Origin of the sequence: Streptomyces sp. NPDC057424 (assembly GCF_042803315.1) — a bacterium.
In the GTDB taxonomy this organism is placed as follows: domain Bacteria; phylum Actinomycetota; class Actinomycetes; order Streptomycetales; family Streptomycetaceae; genus Streptomyces.
Map to the genome: position 1 here is coordinate 18,142 of NZ_JBHVCP010000030.1, position 16,433 is coordinate 34,574.

At 72.8% G+C, this 16,433-nt stretch carries 14 protein-coding genes; 6 read left to right on the top strand and 8 right to left on the bottom strand.

Annotated elements, in window-relative coordinates; genetic code table 11:
* Positions 1-6: 6 nt before the first annotated feature.
* From ACFU3E_RS23075 to ACFU3E_RS23085, 3 genes are read right to left on the bottom strand one after another with little or no spacing between them, the layout of a single operon-like run.
* Positions 7-1,509, bottom strand: coding sequence for a long-chain fatty acid--CoA ligase (locus tag ACFU3E_RS23075; protein WP_384161237.1), 1,503 nt, complete (start codon positions 1,507-1,509; stop codon positions 7-9).
* Between the two features lie 10 nt (positions 1,510-1,519).
* Complete coding sequence (locus ACFU3E_RS23080; protein WP_384161240.1) at positions 1,520-2,395, bottom strand: amidohydrolase family protein; 876 nt, start codon at positions 2,393-2,395, stop codon at positions 1,520-1,522.
* A gap of 11 nt (positions 2,396-2,406) precedes the next feature.
* Entirely contained in the window at positions 2,407-3,324 is a 918-nt protein-coding gene (locus ACFU3E_RS23085; RefSeq protein WP_384161243.1) for an SDR family NAD(P)-dependent oxidoreductase, read from the bottom strand.
* Positions 3,325-3,524: 200 nt separating this feature from the next.
* On the opposite strand from ACFU3E_RS23085, the gene ACFU3E_RS23090 reads away from it, so the two are divergent.
* The 4 genes from ACFU3E_RS23090 to ACFU3E_RS23105 all read left to right on the top strand — a co-directional run bounded on the left by ACFU3E_RS23090 (position 3,525) and on the right by ACFU3E_RS23105 (position 7,484).
* The gene (locus tag ACFU3E_RS23090) at positions 3,525-3,950 is read left to right on the top strand and encodes a MarR family winged helix-turn-helix transcriptional regulator (protein ID WP_384161407.1); all 426 of its coding nucleotides are present in this window, start codon (positions 3,525-3,527) and stop codon (positions 3,948-3,950) included.
* A gap of 80 nt (positions 3,951-4,030) precedes the next feature.
* Positions 4,031-5,377, top strand: a complete 1,347-nt coding sequence (locus tag ACFU3E_RS23095) for an MFS transporter (RefSeq protein WP_384161246.1) — start codon at positions 4,031-4,033, stop codon at positions 5,375-5,377.
* Entirely contained in the window at positions 5,374-6,744 is a 1,371-nt protein-coding gene (locus ACFU3E_RS23100; RefSeq protein WP_384161249.1) for an alpha/beta hydrolase family protein, read from the top strand. The genes ACFU3E_RS23095 and ACFU3E_RS23100 overlap by 4 nt, the downstream gene beginning before the upstream one ends.
* Entirely contained in the window at positions 6,741-7,484 is a 744-nt protein-coding gene (locus ACFU3E_RS23105; RefSeq protein ID WP_384161252.1) for an IclR family transcriptional regulator, read from the top strand. The genes ACFU3E_RS23100 and ACFU3E_RS23105 overlap by 4 nt, the downstream gene beginning before the upstream one ends.
* 37 nt (positions 7,485-7,521) lie before the next feature.
* Here the strand turns inward: ACFU3E_RS23105 and ACFU3E_RS23110 are convergent, their stop codons facing one another.
* The 4 genes from ACFU3E_RS23110 to ACFU3E_RS23125 all read right to left on the bottom strand — a co-directional run bounded on the left by ACFU3E_RS23110 (position 7,522) and on the right by ACFU3E_RS23125 (position 11,496).
* Positions 7,522-8,373 (bottom strand): oxygenase MpaB family protein, encoded by an 852-nt coding sequence (locus ACFU3E_RS23110; protein ID WP_384161255.1) that lies wholly within the window; start codon positions 8,371-8,373, stop codon positions 7,522-7,524.
* A 73-nt stretch (positions 8,374-8,446) separates the two neighbouring features.
* Positions 8,447-9,328, bottom strand: coding sequence for an SDR family oxidoreductase (locus tag ACFU3E_RS23115; RefSeq protein WP_384161258.1), 882 nt, complete (start codon positions 9,326-9,328; stop codon positions 8,447-8,449).
* A gap of 46 nt (positions 9,329-9,374) precedes the next feature.
* Positions 9,375-10,994, bottom strand: coding sequence for a phytoene desaturase family protein (locus tag ACFU3E_RS23120; protein WP_384161261.1), 1,620 nt, complete (start codon positions 10,992-10,994; stop codon positions 9,375-9,377).
* Positions 10,987-11,496: an SRPBCC family protein gene (locus tag ACFU3E_RS23125; protein WP_384161264.1), complete on the bottom strand. Its 510-nt coding sequence runs from the start codon at positions 11,494-11,496 to the stop codon at positions 10,987-10,989. Before ACFU3E_RS23125 ends, ACFU3E_RS23120 begins: the two co-directional genes overlap by 8 nt.
* Before the next feature lie 347 nt (positions 11,497-11,843).
* Between ACFU3E_RS23125 and ACFU3E_RS23130 the strand changes: the two genes are divergently transcribed.
* Entirely contained in the window at positions 11,844-13,238 is a 1,395-nt protein-coding gene (locus ACFU3E_RS23130; RefSeq protein WP_384161266.1) for a glycoside hydrolase family 16 protein, read from the top strand.
* Between the two features lie 61 nt (positions 13,239-13,299).
* On the opposite strand, the gene ACFU3E_RS23135 is transcribed toward ACFU3E_RS23130, so the two are convergent.
* Positions 13,300-14,187: a helix-turn-helix domain-containing protein gene (locus tag ACFU3E_RS23135; RefSeq protein ID WP_384161268.1), complete on the bottom strand. Its 888-nt coding sequence runs from the start codon at positions 14,185-14,187 to the stop codon at positions 13,300-13,302.
* 156 nt (positions 14,188-14,343) lie between these two features.
* Here ACFU3E_RS23135 and tkt point away from each other — a divergent pair, with 156 nt between their 5' ends.
* Positions 14,344-16,419 (top strand): transketolase, encoded by a 2,076-nt coding sequence (gene tkt, locus ACFU3E_RS23140; RefSeq protein ID WP_384161271.1) that lies wholly within the window; start codon positions 14,344-14,346, stop codon positions 16,417-16,419.
* The last annotated feature ends 14 nt before the right edge of the window (positions 16,420-16,433 follow it).

Consider the following 16,433-nt stretch of genomic DNA (forward strand, 5'->3'; position numbering starts at 1 on the left):
GGATCCTTACTGGTTGCCGTAGCGCGTACGCACACGGGACTTGAGGAGTTTTCCGGAGGCGGTGCGCGGGAGTTCGTCCGCGACGACCACCGACTTGGGGATCTTGTACTTGGCGAGGCGGCCCGCGAGCGACGCGAGCAGCTCGTCGGGGTCGAGGGCCGCGCCCTCGCGGGGCACGACGACCGCGCGCGGCACCTCGCCCCACTTGTCGTCCGGCACCCCGATCACCGCGCACTCGACGATGTCGGGGTGGGCGAGGAGCTGGTCCTCGATCTCGGCGGGGTAGATGTTCTCGCCACCCGAGATGATCATGTCCTTGATGCGGTCGACGATGTGGACGTAGCCGTCCTCGTCGACCTGGGCGGCGTCCCCGCTGCGGAACCAGCCGTCCACGAAGGAGGCGGCCGTCTCCTCGGGCAGCCCCCAGTAGCCGGGCATGACGTGCGGGCCGCGCACCACGATCTCGCCCACCTCGCCGGTGCCGACCGGCGACAGGTCGGGCCGGACGACGCGTACGTCGCTGAAGAAGTGGGGCACGCCCGCCGAACCCGCCTTGGCGACGGCGTGTTCGGCGTCGAGGAAGAGCGTGCCGGGAGCGGCCTCGGTCATGCCGTAGCCCTGGAGGAAGGTCAGACCGCGCTCCTGGTACGCGACGATCAGCGGGGTGGGGACCGGGGAGCCGCCGCAGGTGAGGATGCGGAGCGACGACAGGTCCGCGTCCGGCCAGCGCGGGTGACGGGCCACCTGGTCGAACATGGTGGGCACGCCGAACATGAAGGTGATCCGGTGCCGTTCGATGAGGTCGAAGGTGGCGTCCGGGTCGAAGGCGTCGACCAGGACGCAGGTGCCGCCCTTCAGCAGGACGGGGAGCGTCAGCATGTTCAGGCCGGCGGTGTGGAACAGCGGGGCGGAGACCAGGGCTCGTTCGTCGGCGACCAGGTCGTGGTCGATGAGGACGTTGATCGCGTTCCAGGTGAGGTTGCCGTGGGTGAGCATGGCGCCCTTGGGGCGGCCTGTCGTGCCCGAGGTGTACATGATGATGCAGGTGTCGTCGGCGCCGACCGGTTCGTCGACCGGCTCCCCGGACGCCTCGGCGACGGCCGCCTCGTACTCGCCGCCGGCTTCCAGATAGACGCGGACGTCCGTGCTGCCGGGCAGGCCCGCGACCAGACCGGCGTAGGACGGGCCGTAGACGAGGGCCCGCGCGCCGGAGTCGGCGAGCTGGTAGGCGATCTCGGGGCCGGCGAGGCGGATGTTGAGCGGGACGAAGACCGCGCCGAGGGTGCCGGCCGCGAACAGGGTCTCCAGGTAGGAGGGGTGGTTCGGGCCGAGGTAGGCGATACGGTCGCCGCGGCGCACGCCCCGGGCGCGCAGGGCGTGTGCCAGGCGGGTGGTGCGGTCGTGCAGGCCGGCGTAGGTGCGGGTGGTGTCGCCGTGGATCAGGGCGGTGCGGTGCGGGGTCTTGCGGGCCCGGCGTGCGGGCCATGACCCCAGTCCCTCGTTGCGCATGTCACGCCCCTTACGGTTGCGTCAGCCCGAGGAGGCGGGCCGCGTTCTCCTTGAGGATCTTCGGCCGGACCTCTTCCTTGATCGTCAGCTTGTCGAAGTCGGCGAGCCAGCGGTCGGGGGTGAGGACGGGGAAGTCGGAGCCGAAGAGGACCTTGTCCTTGAGCAGGGTGTTCGCGTACTGCACGAGCTGCGGCGGGAAGTACTTCGGCGACCAGCCGGACAGGTCGATGTGAACGCCCGGCTTGTGTGTGGCGACGGCCAGGGCCTCGTCCTGCCAGGGGAAGGACGGGTGCGCCAGGATGATCTTCAGGTGCGGGAAGTCGGCCGCCACGTCGTCCACGTGGAGCGGGTTGGAGTACTTCAGCCTGATCCCGCCCCCGCCGGGGACGCCGGCGCCGATGCCCGTCTGTCCGGTGTGGAAGAGGGCGATCGCGCCCGTCTCCTCGATCACCTCGTACAGGTCGTACGCCACCGAGCGGTCGTTGGGGAAGAAGCCCTGGATGCTGGGGTGGAACTTGAAGCCCTTCACCCCGTACTCCTCGACCAGGCGGCGGGCCTGCTTGACGCCCGCCTTCCCCCGGAAGGGGTCGATGGAGGCGAAGGGGATGAGGACGTCGGCGTTGGCGGCGGCCGCCTCGGCGACCTCCTCGTTCGGGACGGGCGGGGTGCCGGTGGCGGACTCGGCGTCGACCGTGAAGATCACGGCGGCCATGTTCCGCTCGCGGTAGTAGGCGGCCGTCTCCTCCAGGGTCGGCTTCCGCTTGCCCTCGACCTTGAAGTAGGCGGAGGAGGCGTCGTGCAGGTCGTCGTCCAGGGAGGAGTGGCCTTTGGACGACACCTCCGCGTGGGTGTGGACGTCGATCGCGACCAGGTCCTCGACGTTCATAGAGGGGTCCATCACGCCTCCGGGAACTTCGGCGCCGGGATGCCGACCGACTGGAGCTCGGCACCGACCGAGGTGGGCCAGGCGTCGGCCAGCGTGTCCGGGGTCCAGCCGCCGTCGGCGTAGGCCGCCCTGATCTCCTGCGGATGCGACCAGAGTGCCACCTTGTCGCCGCCGATGCCGACGCACTGACCGGTGACGCCCCGGGCGGCCTCGGAGGCGAGGAACGGGACCAGGGCCGCGCAGTCCTCGGGGGTTCCGAAGCCCTCGCCCTTGCGCAGGAAGTCCGGCAGGGGCTCGCCGTTCTTCATGGCCTCGATGTACGGGGCGAAGGCCGGGATGGTCTCGGTCATCGCGGTGGCGGCGACCGGCACGATCGCGTTGACCGTGATGCCCGCGCGGCCCAGTTCCATGGACCAGGTGCGGGCCATGGCGGCGATCCCGGCCTTGGCGGCGGCGTAGTTCGTCTGGCCGAAGTTGCCCCGCTGACCGGCCGGGGAACCGACCAGGATCAGCGAGCCTCCCTCGCCCTGCTCGCGCATCCGGACGGCGGCGGCGCGGGCGCAGGTGAAGGTGCCCTTGAGGTGGGTGGTGAGCACCGCGTCGAAGTCCTCGTCGGTCATCTTCCACAGCACCTTGTCGCGCAGGATGCCCGCGTTGGTGACGAGGACGTCCAGGCGGCCGAACTCCTCGACCGCGCGGTTCACCAGCCGCTCGGCGGCCTCGGCGGTGCCGACCGGGACGACCTCGGCGACGGCCTTGCCGCCCGCCTCCACGATGGACTTCACGGCCGCCTCGGCCACGGCCTCGTCGACGTCGTTGACGACCACGGACGCGCCGTGGGCGGCCAGGGCGTGGGCATAGGCGAGGCCGAGGCCCCGGCCGCTGCCGGTGACGACGGCGGCCTTGCCGGAGAGATCGATGCTGGGCACGGGAGGGTCCCTTCACGAGCTGATGCGGGTGGTGCGGCTTCGAGATCGAAGCTAAGAGCAATAATTGTTGACGTCAATAGTTGTTGGAGACCTGTGGGTGCGGGATGCTGGAATCACCGGCAAGCAGCACCGAGCACAGGGAGCCCGCCATCACACGCCAGAACGCCACCGCGAAGCCCATCGACGCCCACGAGCCGTGGATGCGCGGACTGCACGCCGACACGGGCTACCTGCTGTACCGGCTCGGCCTGCGCTCGGGGCAGCTCTTCAACGCCTGCCTCCAGGAGTCGGGCCTGCGCCTGCGCCACTACGCCGTACTGCGCTACCTCGCCACCACGGACGGCGCCCTGCAGCGCGAGCTGAGCGCGCGGCTCGGCTACGACCCGAGCGCGATCGTCGGCCTGGTCGACGACCTGGAGAAGCTGGGCTTCGCCGAGCGCCGCCCCTCCCCCGACGACCGCCGCAGCCGGATCGTCGTCCTGGCCGACAGCGGCCGCGACTTCCTGCGCGACACCGACGAGGCCGGCCTGCGGGTGACCGGCGAACTCCTGGGCCCGCTCGACCCGACCGAGCGGGAGACCCTGCACGCACTGCTGCTGCGGATCGCCGAGGACGGCCTGAACTGATGTTGTGCAACTGATTGACGGCTGCACAATGGATGCATAACTTCACGGCCCAACCGCGCCCCGTCCCCAGGGAGCTCCCCGTGCAGCCATCCCCGTCAGCCGCCCAGCCATCCCCGGATTCCCGGCAGTTGCGCCGTGTCGCCGTCTCCGGCCTGCTCGGCACGACCGTCGAGTTCTACGACTTCCTCGTCTACGGCACGGTCGCCGCGCTCGTCTTCGGGGAGCTGTTCTTCCCGCGGGCCGACCCGGCGGTCGGCACCATCGCGGCGTTCGGCACCTTCGCCGCGGGCTATCTCGCCCGGCCGCTCGGCGGCATCGTCTTCGGGCACTTCGGCGACCGGCTCGGCCGCAAGTCGATGCTGCTGCTGACCATGATCCTCATGGGGACCGGGAGCTTCCTCATCGGCCTGCTGCCGACGTACGACACGATCGGCGTCTGGGCCCCGGTGCTGCTGGTCGCCCTGCGCGTGGTGCAGGGCATCGCGATCGGCGGCGAATGGGGCGGCGCGATGCTGATGGTCGTCGAGCACGCCGAGCACGCGCGGGGTTCCCGGCGCGGCCTGTGGTCCAGCTTCACCCAGCTCGGCGCCCCGCTCGGTTCCGTGCTGTCGGCCGGTGTCGTCACCCTTGTCGCCACCCTGCCGGACGAGCAGTTCCGCTCCTGGGGCTGGCGGGTTCCGTTCCTGCTCAGCATCGTGCTGCTGGCCGTCGGCCTGTTCGTGCGTCTGAAGGTCGCCGAGAGCCCGCTGTTCGCACAGGTCAAGCGCGAGCCGGTGGCCCGGCCGCCGATCGTGGAGGTGCTGCGCCGCCCGAAGCCCGTGCTGCTGGCCGCCTGCGTCGGCATCGGCGCGTTCACCGCACAGTCCCTGCTGACGAGCTTCATGATCTCCTACGCCGTCGGCGAGGGGTACAGCCGCCCGCAGGTGCTGACCGCCGTCACCATCGCCTCCTGCGTGGCCCTCGTCGTCCTGCCCGCCGCGTCCGCGCTGTCGGACCGGGTCGGGCGCCGGCCCGTCGTCCTCGCCGGTGCCGTCGCCTCGGCGGCGCTCGCCTTCCCCGTGCTGGCGCTGGTCGACTCCGGCTCCCCCGGCCTGCTGATCCTCGCCCTGGCGCTCGGCCACGGCGTCGCCCAGTCCACGATGTACGGCCCCTTGGGCGCCCTGCTCACCGAGATGTTCGGCACCCGCGTCCGCTACACCGGCGCCTCCCTCGGCTACCAGGGGGCGACCCTGATCGGCGCCGGGTTCTCCCCGCTGATCGCCGGCAGCCTCCTGGCCTCCTTCGGGGGCGGCAGCACCCCGGTGTCGCTGCTGCTGTGCGCCGGTGCGGCCGTCACCGCGATCACCGTGTGGCGGCTGCGCGAGACCCACACCGACGCGCTGGACTCCCCCACCGCCGCCCCCGCCCTGGAAGGAACCCCTCGTTGAGGATCCGCCTCGCCCTACTGACCGCCTGCCTGACCCTGGCGGCGACCGCCCTGCCGGCGCGGGCCGCCGCCACCGCCACCCACCTGGAGGGCCTGCTCCCCTCCGGCGCCGCCTACGTGATGGACGTCCCCGCGTCCTGGAACGGCACCGTGCTGCTCTACAGCCACGGCTACACCCCGGCCGGGGCCCCCAACCCGGCCCAGAACACGCCCGGTCCGGAAGCCCGCGACCAGCTGCTGGCCGAGGGGTACGCCCTGATCGGCTCCTCGTACGCGACGAACGGCTGGGCGATCACGGAGGCGGTGCCCGACCAGCTCGCCACACTGGACGTGTTCACGGAGAAGTTCGGCCCGGCCGGGCGGACGCTCGCCTGGGGCACCTCGTACGGCGGCTTCGTCACCAGCATGCTCGCCGAGCGGCACGCCGGCCGGTTCGACGGTTCGCTGGCGATGTGCGGGCTGGTGCAGGGCGGGGTCGCCAACTGGAACAGCACCCTGGACCCGGTGTTCGCGCTGCGCACGCTGCTCGCCCCGGACTCCGGCGTCCGGCTCGCCGGGTTCGCCGACCAGGCCGAGGCGGTCGCCGCGGGCAAGGCGCTCACCTCGAAGGTCGACGCGGCCCAGCAGACCCCCGGGGGAAAGGCCCGGATCGCCCTGGCCGCCGCCCTGCACAACATCCCCGGCCACAACGACCCTGCGCAGACCGAGCCGGGCCCCACCGACTGGAAGACCGCCCAAGCCAACCAGTACTCCGCCGTCCGGGGCCTGCTGCAACTGCCCGCGTTCAGCTGGCGGCAGGAGGCCGAGAGCCGGGCGGGCGGCAACCCGTCCTGGAACACGGGCGTCGACTACCGCTCGATACTCCTGCGCTCCCCGCTGTACAAAGAGGTGACAGAGCTCTACAAGGAGGCGGGACTGTCCTTGCGCACCGACCTCTCGGCCCTGGGCCGGGCACCCCGGATCTCCGCCGACCCGTCCGCGGTGCGGTGGATGCGGAACACCAGCGTGCTCTCCGGCCGCCTCACCGACCCCCAGCTGACCATCCACACGACCGGTGACGCCCTGATCCCGGTGCAGTCGGAGAGCGCCTACCGGAGGGCCGCCACGGCGGCGGGCTCCGCCGGGCTCCTGCGCCAGGCGTACGTCGACGCCCCGGGCCACTGCACCTTCACCCCGGGCGAGACACTGGCCGCCCTGCACACCCTGGAGCACCGCCTGGACACCGGCCGCTGGGACGCCTCGCCCGGCGCCCTCAACTCCCGGGCGAGGGCCGAGGATCCGACGACCGAGCCCCGCTACCTTCCGTACCGCCCGAGCAGCTACCCCCGCCCCTACGACCTCGCTCACCCGGGAGACGCCCGGCCATGACCGCCCCCACCGCGCCCGGCCGACTGCTGTCCGTGCTCGCGGCTTTCGACCACGAGCATCCGGCGCTGTGCCTGACGGACATCAGCCGGCGGGCCGGGCTGAGCCTGACCACCGCGCACCGCCTGGTGGGCGCGCTCACCGAGTGGGGCGCCCTGGAGCGGGACGAGTCCGGCGTCTACCACGTGGGGCTGCGGCTGTGGGAGCTCGCCGCTCTGGCCCCGCGCGGCCTCGCCCTGCGGCAGATCGCGCTGCCGTATCTGGAGGACCTGTACGAGGCGACGCACGAGAACGTGCAGCTGGCCGTGCGGGACGGCTCGGACGTCGTCTACATCGAGTGGCTGTCGGGGCGGTCGGCGGTCGGCGTGCACATCCGCGTCGGCGCCCGCTGGCCGCTGCACGCCACCGGGGTCGGACTCGCGCTGCTGGCCCACGGCGATCCGGTGTTGCAGAAGGAGTACTGCGCGGGCGAACTCGCGTCCTTCACCCCGCACACGATCACCGAACCGGAGCGACTGCGCCGGGCGCTGGCCGAGGTGCGCAGGTCGGGGATCGCGGTGAGCGACCGCCAGGTCACGGAGGACGCCCTGTCGGTGGCCGCGCCGGTACGCGGCGCGGACGGCACGGTGACCGCCGCCGTGTCGATCGTGGTGCCCCACGCGGACGCCCAGGTGCCGGTCCTGGGCCCCGCGGTGCGGGTGGCGGCACGAGGGATCTCGCGGGCGCTGGGGTGGCAGCCCTGAGCGGTGCCGGGGTCCGCCGGGCCGCTTGCCCCGAGGGTCAGGTCTCCCGGGCCGGGGCCATGGCCCAGCGGATGGTCCGGGTCAGGGCCAAGCCGGTGGGACGTACGGCGAGGTCCTCGACGACCGGCACCCGGGGCAGCCGCAGCATGCCGCGCGCCCAGGGCGGCAGCAGGGTGACGGCGTTCGCGGCCAGCCCGCCGTAGAAGGGCCGGACGGGAAGGGGCAGGGGAGGCTGGAACAGCAGGAAGCGGGCGGCGGCCCGGGCCTCGGGCGTGGCCCGCAGTTCGGGCCGGTAGGCGGTCAGGCGCTCGGCCAGTTCGCGGCGGTCCCGCGGTGGGTCGACGGCCCCCAGCGCCTCGGCGACGCGCGCGGTGTCGGCGACGTAGGCGTCGTAGCCGGCGGCGTCCAGCGGCCGGGCCCCGTAGCGTTCGTGGGCGCGCAGGAAGCTGTCCGTCTCGGCGGCGTGCACCCAGCCGAGCAGGTGGGGGTCGGCCGCGTGGTACGGCATGCCCTCGGCGCTCGTGCCGCGGATCCGTTCGTGGATGCCGCGCACGTGGTCGACCGCCTCCTGGGCGTCCGTGGCGGTGCCGTACGTCGTCACGGCCAGGAAGGTGCTGGTGCGCTGCAACCGGCCCCACGGGTCGCCGCGGAAGCCGGAGTGCCCGGCGACGGCCGCCATCGCCAGCGGATGCAGCGACTGCAGGAGCAGGGCGGTCAGACCGCCGATGAACATCGAGGCGTCGCCGTGGACCGTGCGGATCGGCCGGTCCGGCCCGAACCAGCGCGGGCCGGGGGTGTGGTGGATACGGGCACGGGTCGCGGGCCCGCCGGGTCCCGCGACGCGGCTGAACAGGGCCTGGCCCAGCTGTTCGCGGACTCCGGTCAGCACGGTCGGCCTCCCTCCTCCTGCTGACCAGTGTCCGGCATGACCGTGCCCGTCCGGGCATGCCGGACAGCCGCCGTCAGGAACCCGGCCCGGCCGCCGCACGGTCGGCCCGGCCGCCGGCGCCGAGCGGCCCGGTGTAGCGGACCGGGCCGGTGGCCTCCAGACGGGGCAGTTCGCGGCGCGCCACGCGCAGGACCACGGGGGGCATGGCCGGGCGTATCGGCTGGGCCAGCCGCAGCCACGCCGGTGCGTAGACGGCCGTGCGCCGCCGCTCCATGCCTCTGACCAGGCGGGCGGCGACCGCGTCCACGGGGTACACGCGGCGGGCCGGCGGGGGCATGTGCCGTCGCAGTTCCCGCAGCACGTCGTACCGGTCGGCGTCGCGGATCATGTCGGTGTCCGTCCAGTTGAGGTAGGCGATGCCCACCCCGACCCCGCGGTGCGCCACCTCCGCGCGCAGGGAGTGCGCGAAGGCCTCGGCCCCCGCCTTGGAGGCGCAGTAGGCGCTCATCAGCGGGGCGGCGCCGATCGAGGCCAGGGAGGCGACCTGGAGGAAGTAGCCCGCCGTGTCGAGCAGGTCCGGCAGGAACACCCGGGCCGTCTGGGCGCTGCCGGTGAGGTTGACGTCGATCACGCGGCGCCAGGCGGCCGGGTCCGAAGCGAGGAACGCGCCTCCCTCGGCGATGCCGGCGTTCGCCACCACCGCCGAGGGAGGGCCGAGGCGGTCCCGCACGGTGGCTGCCGCAGCCTCCAGGGCGGAGAGGTCGGTGACATCGGCCTCCAGAGCGAGGGCCGGGCCCGGCAGAGAGGCGGCCACCGCGTCCAGGGCGGTCTTCTCATGGCCGACGAGCGCCACCCGGGCGCCGCGCCCGGCGGCTTCGCGGGCCACAGCCGCACCCACGCCGCGGGCGGCTCCGGTGACGACGATCGTGCGTTCGGCGAGCGGGCTGCCTGCCATGGGCTGCCTCTCCTTCCGGCGCCGGCCCGGCCCGGGGAAGGCCGGGTCAGCGCCTGGCTCCGGTGCGGTCGCGATGGGCGAGGAGCCGCTGGGCGGCGACGAGGCCGGGAGGCCGGTTGCGGCGCAGGGCGGCCCGTGCGGCGTTGGCTCCGGGCGCGCCGTGCACCCCACCACCGGGGTGGGCTCCGGAGGAGGCGAGGTACAGGCCCGGCACCGGGGTCTCCGGGCGGCCGGTGCCGGGCAGCGGGCGGAAGACGAGCTGCTGGTGGATCGCGGTGGTACCCCCGTTGATGGCGCCGCCCGCGAGATTGCCGTCGAGCGCCTGAAGCGTCGGGGGCGCGAGGATGCGGCGGCCGCGGACCAGGGAGCGGAAGCCGGGCGCGAAGCGTTCCACCTGGCGTTCGACGCGGTCGGCCATGAGCTCCTGGTCCTTGGTGTCCCAGCGGCCGGTGATGCCCTCGTCGCCGGCGTCGGCGCGGATCTCGTGGGGAATGTGGGTGTAGGCCCAGGCCGATTCGGTGCCCTGCGGGGAGCGGGTGGTGTCGGAGGTGGTCATCTGGCCGAAGATCAGGAACGGCCGGTCGGGTACCTGCCGCATGGCGATCTGCGCGGCGAAGCGGGTCAGCTCGTCCATGCCGTCGGCGAGGTGCACGGTACCGGCCCGGGACGCCTGCTCGGCCTGCCAGGGCACCGGGCCGTCGAGCGCCCAGTCGACCTTGAACGTGGCGAAGTCCCACTGGAAGCGCCGCAGGTCGTCGAGGGTCTGCGCGGGCAGGTGGGCGGGGTCGACCAGTTCGCCGTACAGGGCGGGCACCGACACGTCCGCCAGCACCGCCCGGCGGGCCTGCACCGCGTCACCGCCCGCCGTGCGCACACCGACGGCCCGGCCGCCGCGCACGAGCACCCGCTCGACGCGTTGTCCGCAGCGCACCCGTCCGCCCCGGGCCTCCAGACGCCGGACCAGGGCCGAGGTCAGGGCGCCGGAGCCGCCGGTGGGAACCGGGAAGCCGTAGGTCTGGCCCAGCATGGTCATCAGCCAGCCGAAGCCGCCGCTGCCCGCCGACTCGGGGGCGAGGTCCGCGTGCAGGGCGTTGCCGGCCAGCAGCAGGCGCCCGCCCTGGCCGCGGAACTCCTCCTCCCCCAGGCGCCGCACCGGCAGCACCAGGGAGCGGGCCATGCGCAGTCCGCCCGCTGCCCGCAGCCGCAGCGCCAGCCGTGCCGTGGCGCGGACGGGCGGGAACGGGGTGAACAGGGTGCCCAGGAGGTCGGGGTGCAGGCTCTGCCACACGTCGTGCAGCCGGTGCCAGGCGGCTCCGTCGCCCGGTTCGAAGGTGTCGAGGGACGCGGCGGTGGTGTCGACGTTCCGGTCCAGGACGGCGCAGCTGCCGTCGGTGAGGGGGTGGGCCAGCACGCTGGGCGCGTGGCTCCAGCGCAGCCCGTGCTCCTCGGGGTGCAGCGCGGCCAGGACGGGCGAGGCGGCCGCGAGGGGGTAGAAGGAGCTGAACAGGTCGCTGACGAAGGCGGGGTCGACGCCCCGGTCGTGGCGTACGGCGCCGCCCGGTTCGGGCTGCTCCTCCAGCACCTCGACGCTCCACCCGGCGCCCGCGAGGACATTGGCGGCCACCAGGCCGTTGGGGCCCGCGCCGATCACCGCGGCGTCAGGCATGGCCGGCCCCGCCCGCTTCGGGCCCCGAGGTCACCTGGCCCAGGGGGCGGCGGCCGCTCCCCGGGGTCTGCGCCTCGGCCTCGCAGAGCCTGGCCAGGCGGGACAGCATGGCGCGGTGGCGCAGCTGGATCAGCGCCTCGAAGCCGACGTTGTGCATCCGGCCGCCCGCGCCCCGCAGGGGATGCTCGTCCACGATCACCAGGCAGTACTCGCCCCAGGGCCGCAGCTCGATCGCGATGCGTGCCGTGCCCAGCACACCGGCGTGGGCCTCCAGCTCCAGGCGGGTGCCTTCCTCGCAGTGGCGGACGACCGTCTCGTTGTCGAGCCGCATGGGCCCGAGCCGGACCTCGTAGTGGATCGCCGCGCCCGTACGCGGCCACTGTCCGCGCACCGGGTGGGACTCGGAGGTTCCCACCACCCACTCCGCGTAGCGGTGGCCGTCGGCCAGGACGTCCCAGACGGGGCCCGGGCCGACTCGGATCAGGCGATGGCGAACGGCCACGGTTGCCTCCAGCTGCCTCGACCGGTAGTCCGTCGTCCACCCCGAGTGCCCAGGAAGCCCTTGTTCAACAGCGCGGCCTCACGGCAGGGGGGCGGCGACGCGGTCGCCCAGGCAGGGTCGAGGTGGCCCCTGACCTCGCCCGAGAGCGCTCTCAGCCAGCCTCGTCGCCCGCACCTCCGCCGCTCCCGCAACCAGTCGGGAGCCCAGCCCTGTTCAAGCTCTGCACTCATCGAGGGCCGCCGTACTTTTCCCGGCTTTACCTCTTGACGGCCCGGACGGCGTGGAGCACATTGACGGCACTTTGAGAGCGCTCTCACCTCCCGCACGCGATCGAGAGGCATCCCCACATGAGCGACACCACCGGCACCTCCCCCAGACGGCGCCGCTTCCGGCAGGCGCTCGTCGCCGTCGTCAGCACGCTCTGCCTCGCGGCGGCCGCTTCCGCGGTCGCCACCCCGTCCGCGACCGCCTCCGCGCCGACGCCCCCCTCGGGCTGGACGCAGGTGTTCGTGGACGACTTCAACGGCGCCGCGGGCACCGGCGTCAACACCTCCGACTGGCGGTACGCCACCGGCAAGGGCTACCCGGGCGGTCCCGCCAACTGGGGCACCGGCGAGATCGAGACGATGACCAGCAGCACGGACAACGTCGCGCTCGACGGCAACGGCAACCTCCGCATCACGCCCCGGCGCGACGCCGCCGGCAACTGGACCTCCGGCCGGATCGAGACCAACCGCACCGACTTCCAGCCCCCGGCCGGCGGCAAGCTCCGCGTCGAGTCCCGCATCCAGGTGCCGAACGTCACCGGCGCCGCCGCCAAGGGCTACTGGCCCGCCTTCTGGATGCTGGGCTCCCCGTACCGCGGTGACTACTGGAACTGGCCGGCGGTCGGCGAGCTGGACATCATGGAGAACACCCAGGGCATGAACACGGTGTTCGCGACGATGCACTGCGGCACCTCTCCGGGCGGCCCCTGCAACGAGACCAGCGGCATCGGCGGTTCGACCACCTGCCAGGGCACCTCCTGCCAGGCCGGCTTCCACACCTACCGGATGGAGTGGGACCGCTCGACGAGCGTCGAGGAGATTCGTTTCCATCTCGACGGCGTCAACTTCCATACCGTGCGCGCCAACCAGGTCGACGCGACGACCTGGAGAAACGCCACCGACCACGGCTTCTTCATCATCCTGAACGTCGCGATGGGCGGCGGCTTCCCCGACGCCTTCGGCGGCGGCCCGGACGCCGGGACGCAGCCGGGCCACGCGATGGTCGTCGACTACGTGCAGGTGCTGTCGTCCGGCGGCGGCACCACACCTCCCCCGACCGGCGACCGCGACGCCTACGGCAGCATCCAGGCCGAGTCCTACGACGGCCAGTCGGGCGTCATCACCGAGACGACGTCCGACTCCGGCGGCGGCCGGAACGTGGGCGCGCTCGCCAACGGCGACTGGCTGCACTTCAAGGGCGTGAACTTCGGCTCCTCGGCGGCCCGGCAGTTCAGCGCCCGGGTCGCGAGCGGAGCGGCGGGCGGCGTCAGCGGGCTGGTCGAGGTGCGGCTGGACAGCCGGAGCAACGCGCCCGTCGGGAGTTTCGCGGTGGGCAGTACCGGGGGCTGGCAGTCCTGGCGGACCGTCCCGGCGAACATCAGCGCGGTGACGGGCACGCACGACGTGTATCTGACCTTCACCAGCGGACAGCCGGCGGACTTCGTGAACGTCAACTGGTTCACCTTCGGGCACTGAGAACTCCCGAGGAGGGGCTCCACGCACGCGTGGGGCCCCTCTTCGCCGCGCCCGGCCGCGTTCACCGCAGCTCCGCCCGGAACGCCGCCGGGGTCTGGTCCGTGTGCTGGTGGAAGAACTTGGAGAAGTTCGCGGCGTCCGGGAAGCCGACCGCCACGCCGACCCGGCCGATCGGCAGTTCGGTGTGGGCGAGGAGCCGTTTGGCCTCCAGGACCACGCGTTTGTCGATGAAGGCCTTGGGGGTGTCGCCGGTCGCGGCACGCACCGCCCGGACCAGGGTGCGGCGGGAGTAGCCGAGCGCGTCGGCATAGGCGCTGACACTGTGGCTGGTGGCGAAGTCCCGTTCCACGGCGTCCCGGAAAAGGGTGAAGGTGGAGTCGGACCGCTGCCGCAGGGCCTGGGTGGAACTCGCCGCCAGATGGGCGAGCCGCAGCAGGAACGCCGTCAGACAGTGGCGCAGGACGGCGGTGTGCAGGCTCAGCGGGAGCGTCGCCGTGTCCTCGTACTCGCGCCGCAGCTGGGCGAGCGCGGCTTCCAGACCGGCGAGTTGGGCCGCTTCGGGGCGCAACAGCGGCGGCAGGTCGTAGCGGTAGAGGCCGGTGGCCTCCACGGTCGAGCGGGGCAGAAAGCCGGGTTGCATGGTCAGCACGGTTCCGCGGTACTCGCTGCTGCGCGAGAAGCGGTGGACCTGCCCCGGGCGGATCCACAGCAGGTCCCCGGCCATGGCCTCGTACTCGGTGAAGTCGACCATGTGCCGGACCGGGCCCGCGCCGAACAGCATGACGACGTGGAAGTCGATGCGGTGCACGCGCTCCAGCGGCGCGTCGGCGTGCCAGGTGCGGCCGGTCCCCATCGGCCCGACCTGCATGCCGACGCCGCCGACGCTGAGCTCGACCGGGAAGGGGAACGTTCTGATCCCGTGGCCGTCCTGGCTTCCTATGTCCGCCATATCCGCTTCGTACCGTCCCGTTCGCGCGCCCTGCTGCCGGTGGTGTCCCACTTTCACCACAGGCTGGCACACGGCGACCTTCCCCCGTAAAAGTCAGACTTTTAGTTTTGAACGCGTCAGATCAGCAACGCCGCTCCCATCGAGGACTTCTTGAAGATGAGCACGCAGACAGCGGACAGCTTCGAATGGACCGAACTCGACCGGCGTGCCGTCGACACCGCCCGTCTTCTGGCGGCGGATGCCGTCCAGCGAGTCGGCAACGGCCACCCCGGTACCGCGATGAGCCTGGCCCCGGCCGCCTACACGATCTTTCACAAGGTGATGCGGCACGATCCCGCCGATCCCGAGTGGACCGGCCGTGACCGCTTCGTCCTCTCCCCCGGCCACACCTCGCTGACCCTCTACACGCAGCTCCACCTCGCGGGCTACGAGCTGGAGCTGGACGACCTGAAGTCGTTCCGCACGCACGGCTCCAAGACGCCCGGCCACCCCGAGTACGGCCACACCGCGGGTGTGGAGACCACCACGGGCCCGCTGGGCCAGGGCGTCGCCAACGCCGTCGGCATGGCGATGGCCGCCCGGTACGAGCGCGGCCTGTTCGACCCGGACGCCCCCGAGGGCGACTCCCCCTTCGACCACACGATCTGGGCGATCGTCTCCGACGGCGACCTCCAGGAGGGCGTCTCCGCCGAGGCCTCCTCGCTCGCGGGGCACCAGAGGCTCGGCAACCTGGTCTGCCTCTACGACGACAACCACATCTCCATCGAGGGCGACACCGCGACCGCGTTCTCCGAGGACGTGCTGAAGCGCTACGAGGCCTACGGCTGGCACGTGCAGCGGATCGAGCCGCGGGAGGACGGCGACGTCGACGTGCACGCGCTGTACGCGGCGTTGAAGGCGGCTCAGGCCGAGACCGGGCGCCCCTCGGTCATCGCGATGCGCACCATCATCGCCTGGCCCGCCCCCAACGCGCGGAACACCGAGGCCTCGCACGGCTCGGCGCTCGGCGAGGACGAGGTCGCGGCCACCAAGCGCCTCCTCGGCTTCGACCCGGAGCGGTCCTTCGAGGTCGCCGACGAGGTGCTGGCCCACACCCGCCGCGCCCTGGACCGGGGCGCCGAGGCGCACACCGCCTGGGACAAGCGGATCGCCGCCTGGCGCGGCGAGAACCCGGAGCGGGCCGCCACGTTCGACCGTGTCAGCAAGGGCGAGCTGCCCGAGGGCTGGGAGGAGGCCCTGCCGGTGTTCGAGCCGGGCAGGGCGGTCGCCACCCGTGCCGCGTCCGGCAAGGTCCTCCAGTCGCTCGGTCCGGTCGTCCCCGAGCTGTGGGGCGGTTCGGCCGACCTGGCCGGCTCCAACAACACCACCATCGACAAGACCAGCTCCTTCCTCCCCGAGGGCAACCCGCTGCCCGGGGCCGGCCCCTACGGCCGCACCGTCCACTTCGGCATCCGCGAGTTCTCGATGGCCGCAGAGATGAACGGCATCGCGCTGCACGGCAACACCCGCATCTACGGCGGCACCTTCCTGGTCTTCTCCGACTACATGCGCAACGCCGTGCGGATGTCGGCCCTGATGCAGCTGCCGGTGACGTACGTGTGGACGCACGACTCCATCGGCCTCGGCGAGGACGGCCCGACCCACCAGCCGGTCGAGCACCTGGCGTCGCTGCGCGCGATCCCCGGCCTGAACGTCGTACGCCCCGCGGACGCCAACGAGACCGCGGTCGTCTGGGCCGAGATCCTGAAGCGGCACTCCACCGCCCCCGCCCCGCACGGCCTCGCGCTCACCCGCCAGGGTGTGCCCACGTACGAGCCGGACCCGGACGCGGCGCGCGGCGGCTACGTGAGGTTCGAGGCGGAGGGCGGCGCACCTCAGGTGCTCCTGATCGCCACCGGTTCCGAGGTGCACGTCGCCGCCGGGGCGCGTGAGCTCCTCCAGGCCGTCGGCGTACCCACGCGGGTCGTGTCGATGCCGTCCGTGGAGTGGTTCGAGGAGCAGCCGCGCTCCTACCGCGACAGCGTGCTTCCGCCGTCCGTGAAGGCCAGGGTCGCCGTCGAGGCCGGCATCGGCCTGACCTGGTACCGGTTCGTGGGGGACGCCGGACGCATCGTCTCCCTGGAGCACTTCGGTGCCTCCGCCGACGCAGGGACCCTGTTCGCCGAGTACGGCTTCACCCCCGAGAACGTCGTCGCCGCCGCGCGGGAATCCCTGACCGCCGCCCGCGGCTGACCCGGCTGTCCGAA

Coding starts and splice junctions, on each gene's coding strand:
- ACFU3E_RS23120 (WP_384161261.1), bottom strand. CDS start 10,994: ATGCCTGACGCCGCGGTGATCGGCGCGGGCCCCAACGGCCTGGTGGCC.
- ACFU3E_RS23135 (WP_384161268.1), bottom strand. CDS start 14,187: ATGGCGGACATAGGAAGCCAGGACGGCCACGGGATCAGAACGTTCCCC.
- ACFU3E_RS23075 (WP_384161237.1), bottom strand. CDS start 1,509: ATGCGCAACGAGGGACTGGGGTCATGGCCCGCACGCCGGGCCCGCAAG.
- tkt (WP_384161271.1), top strand. CDS start 14,344: ATGAGCACGCAGACAGCGGACAGCTTCGAATGGACCGAACTCGACCGG.
- ACFU3E_RS23115 (WP_384161258.1), bottom strand. CDS start 9,328: ATGGCAGGCAGCCCGCTCGCCGAACGCACGATCGTCGTCACCGGAGCC.
- ACFU3E_RS23105 (WP_384161252.1), top strand. CDS start 6,741: ATGACCGCCCCCACCGCGCCCGGCCGACTGCTGTCCGTGCTCGCGGCT.
- ACFU3E_RS23090 (WP_384161407.1), top strand. CDS start 3,525: ATGCGCGGACTGCACGCCGACACGGGCTACCTGCTGTACCGGCTCGGC.
- ACFU3E_RS23130 (WP_384161266.1), top strand. CDS start 11,844: ATGAGCGACACCACCGGCACCTCCCCCAGACGGCGCCGCTTCCGGCAG.
- ACFU3E_RS23080 (WP_384161240.1), bottom strand. CDS start 2,395: ATGAACGTCGAGGACCTGGTCGCGATCGACGTCCACACCCACGCGGAG.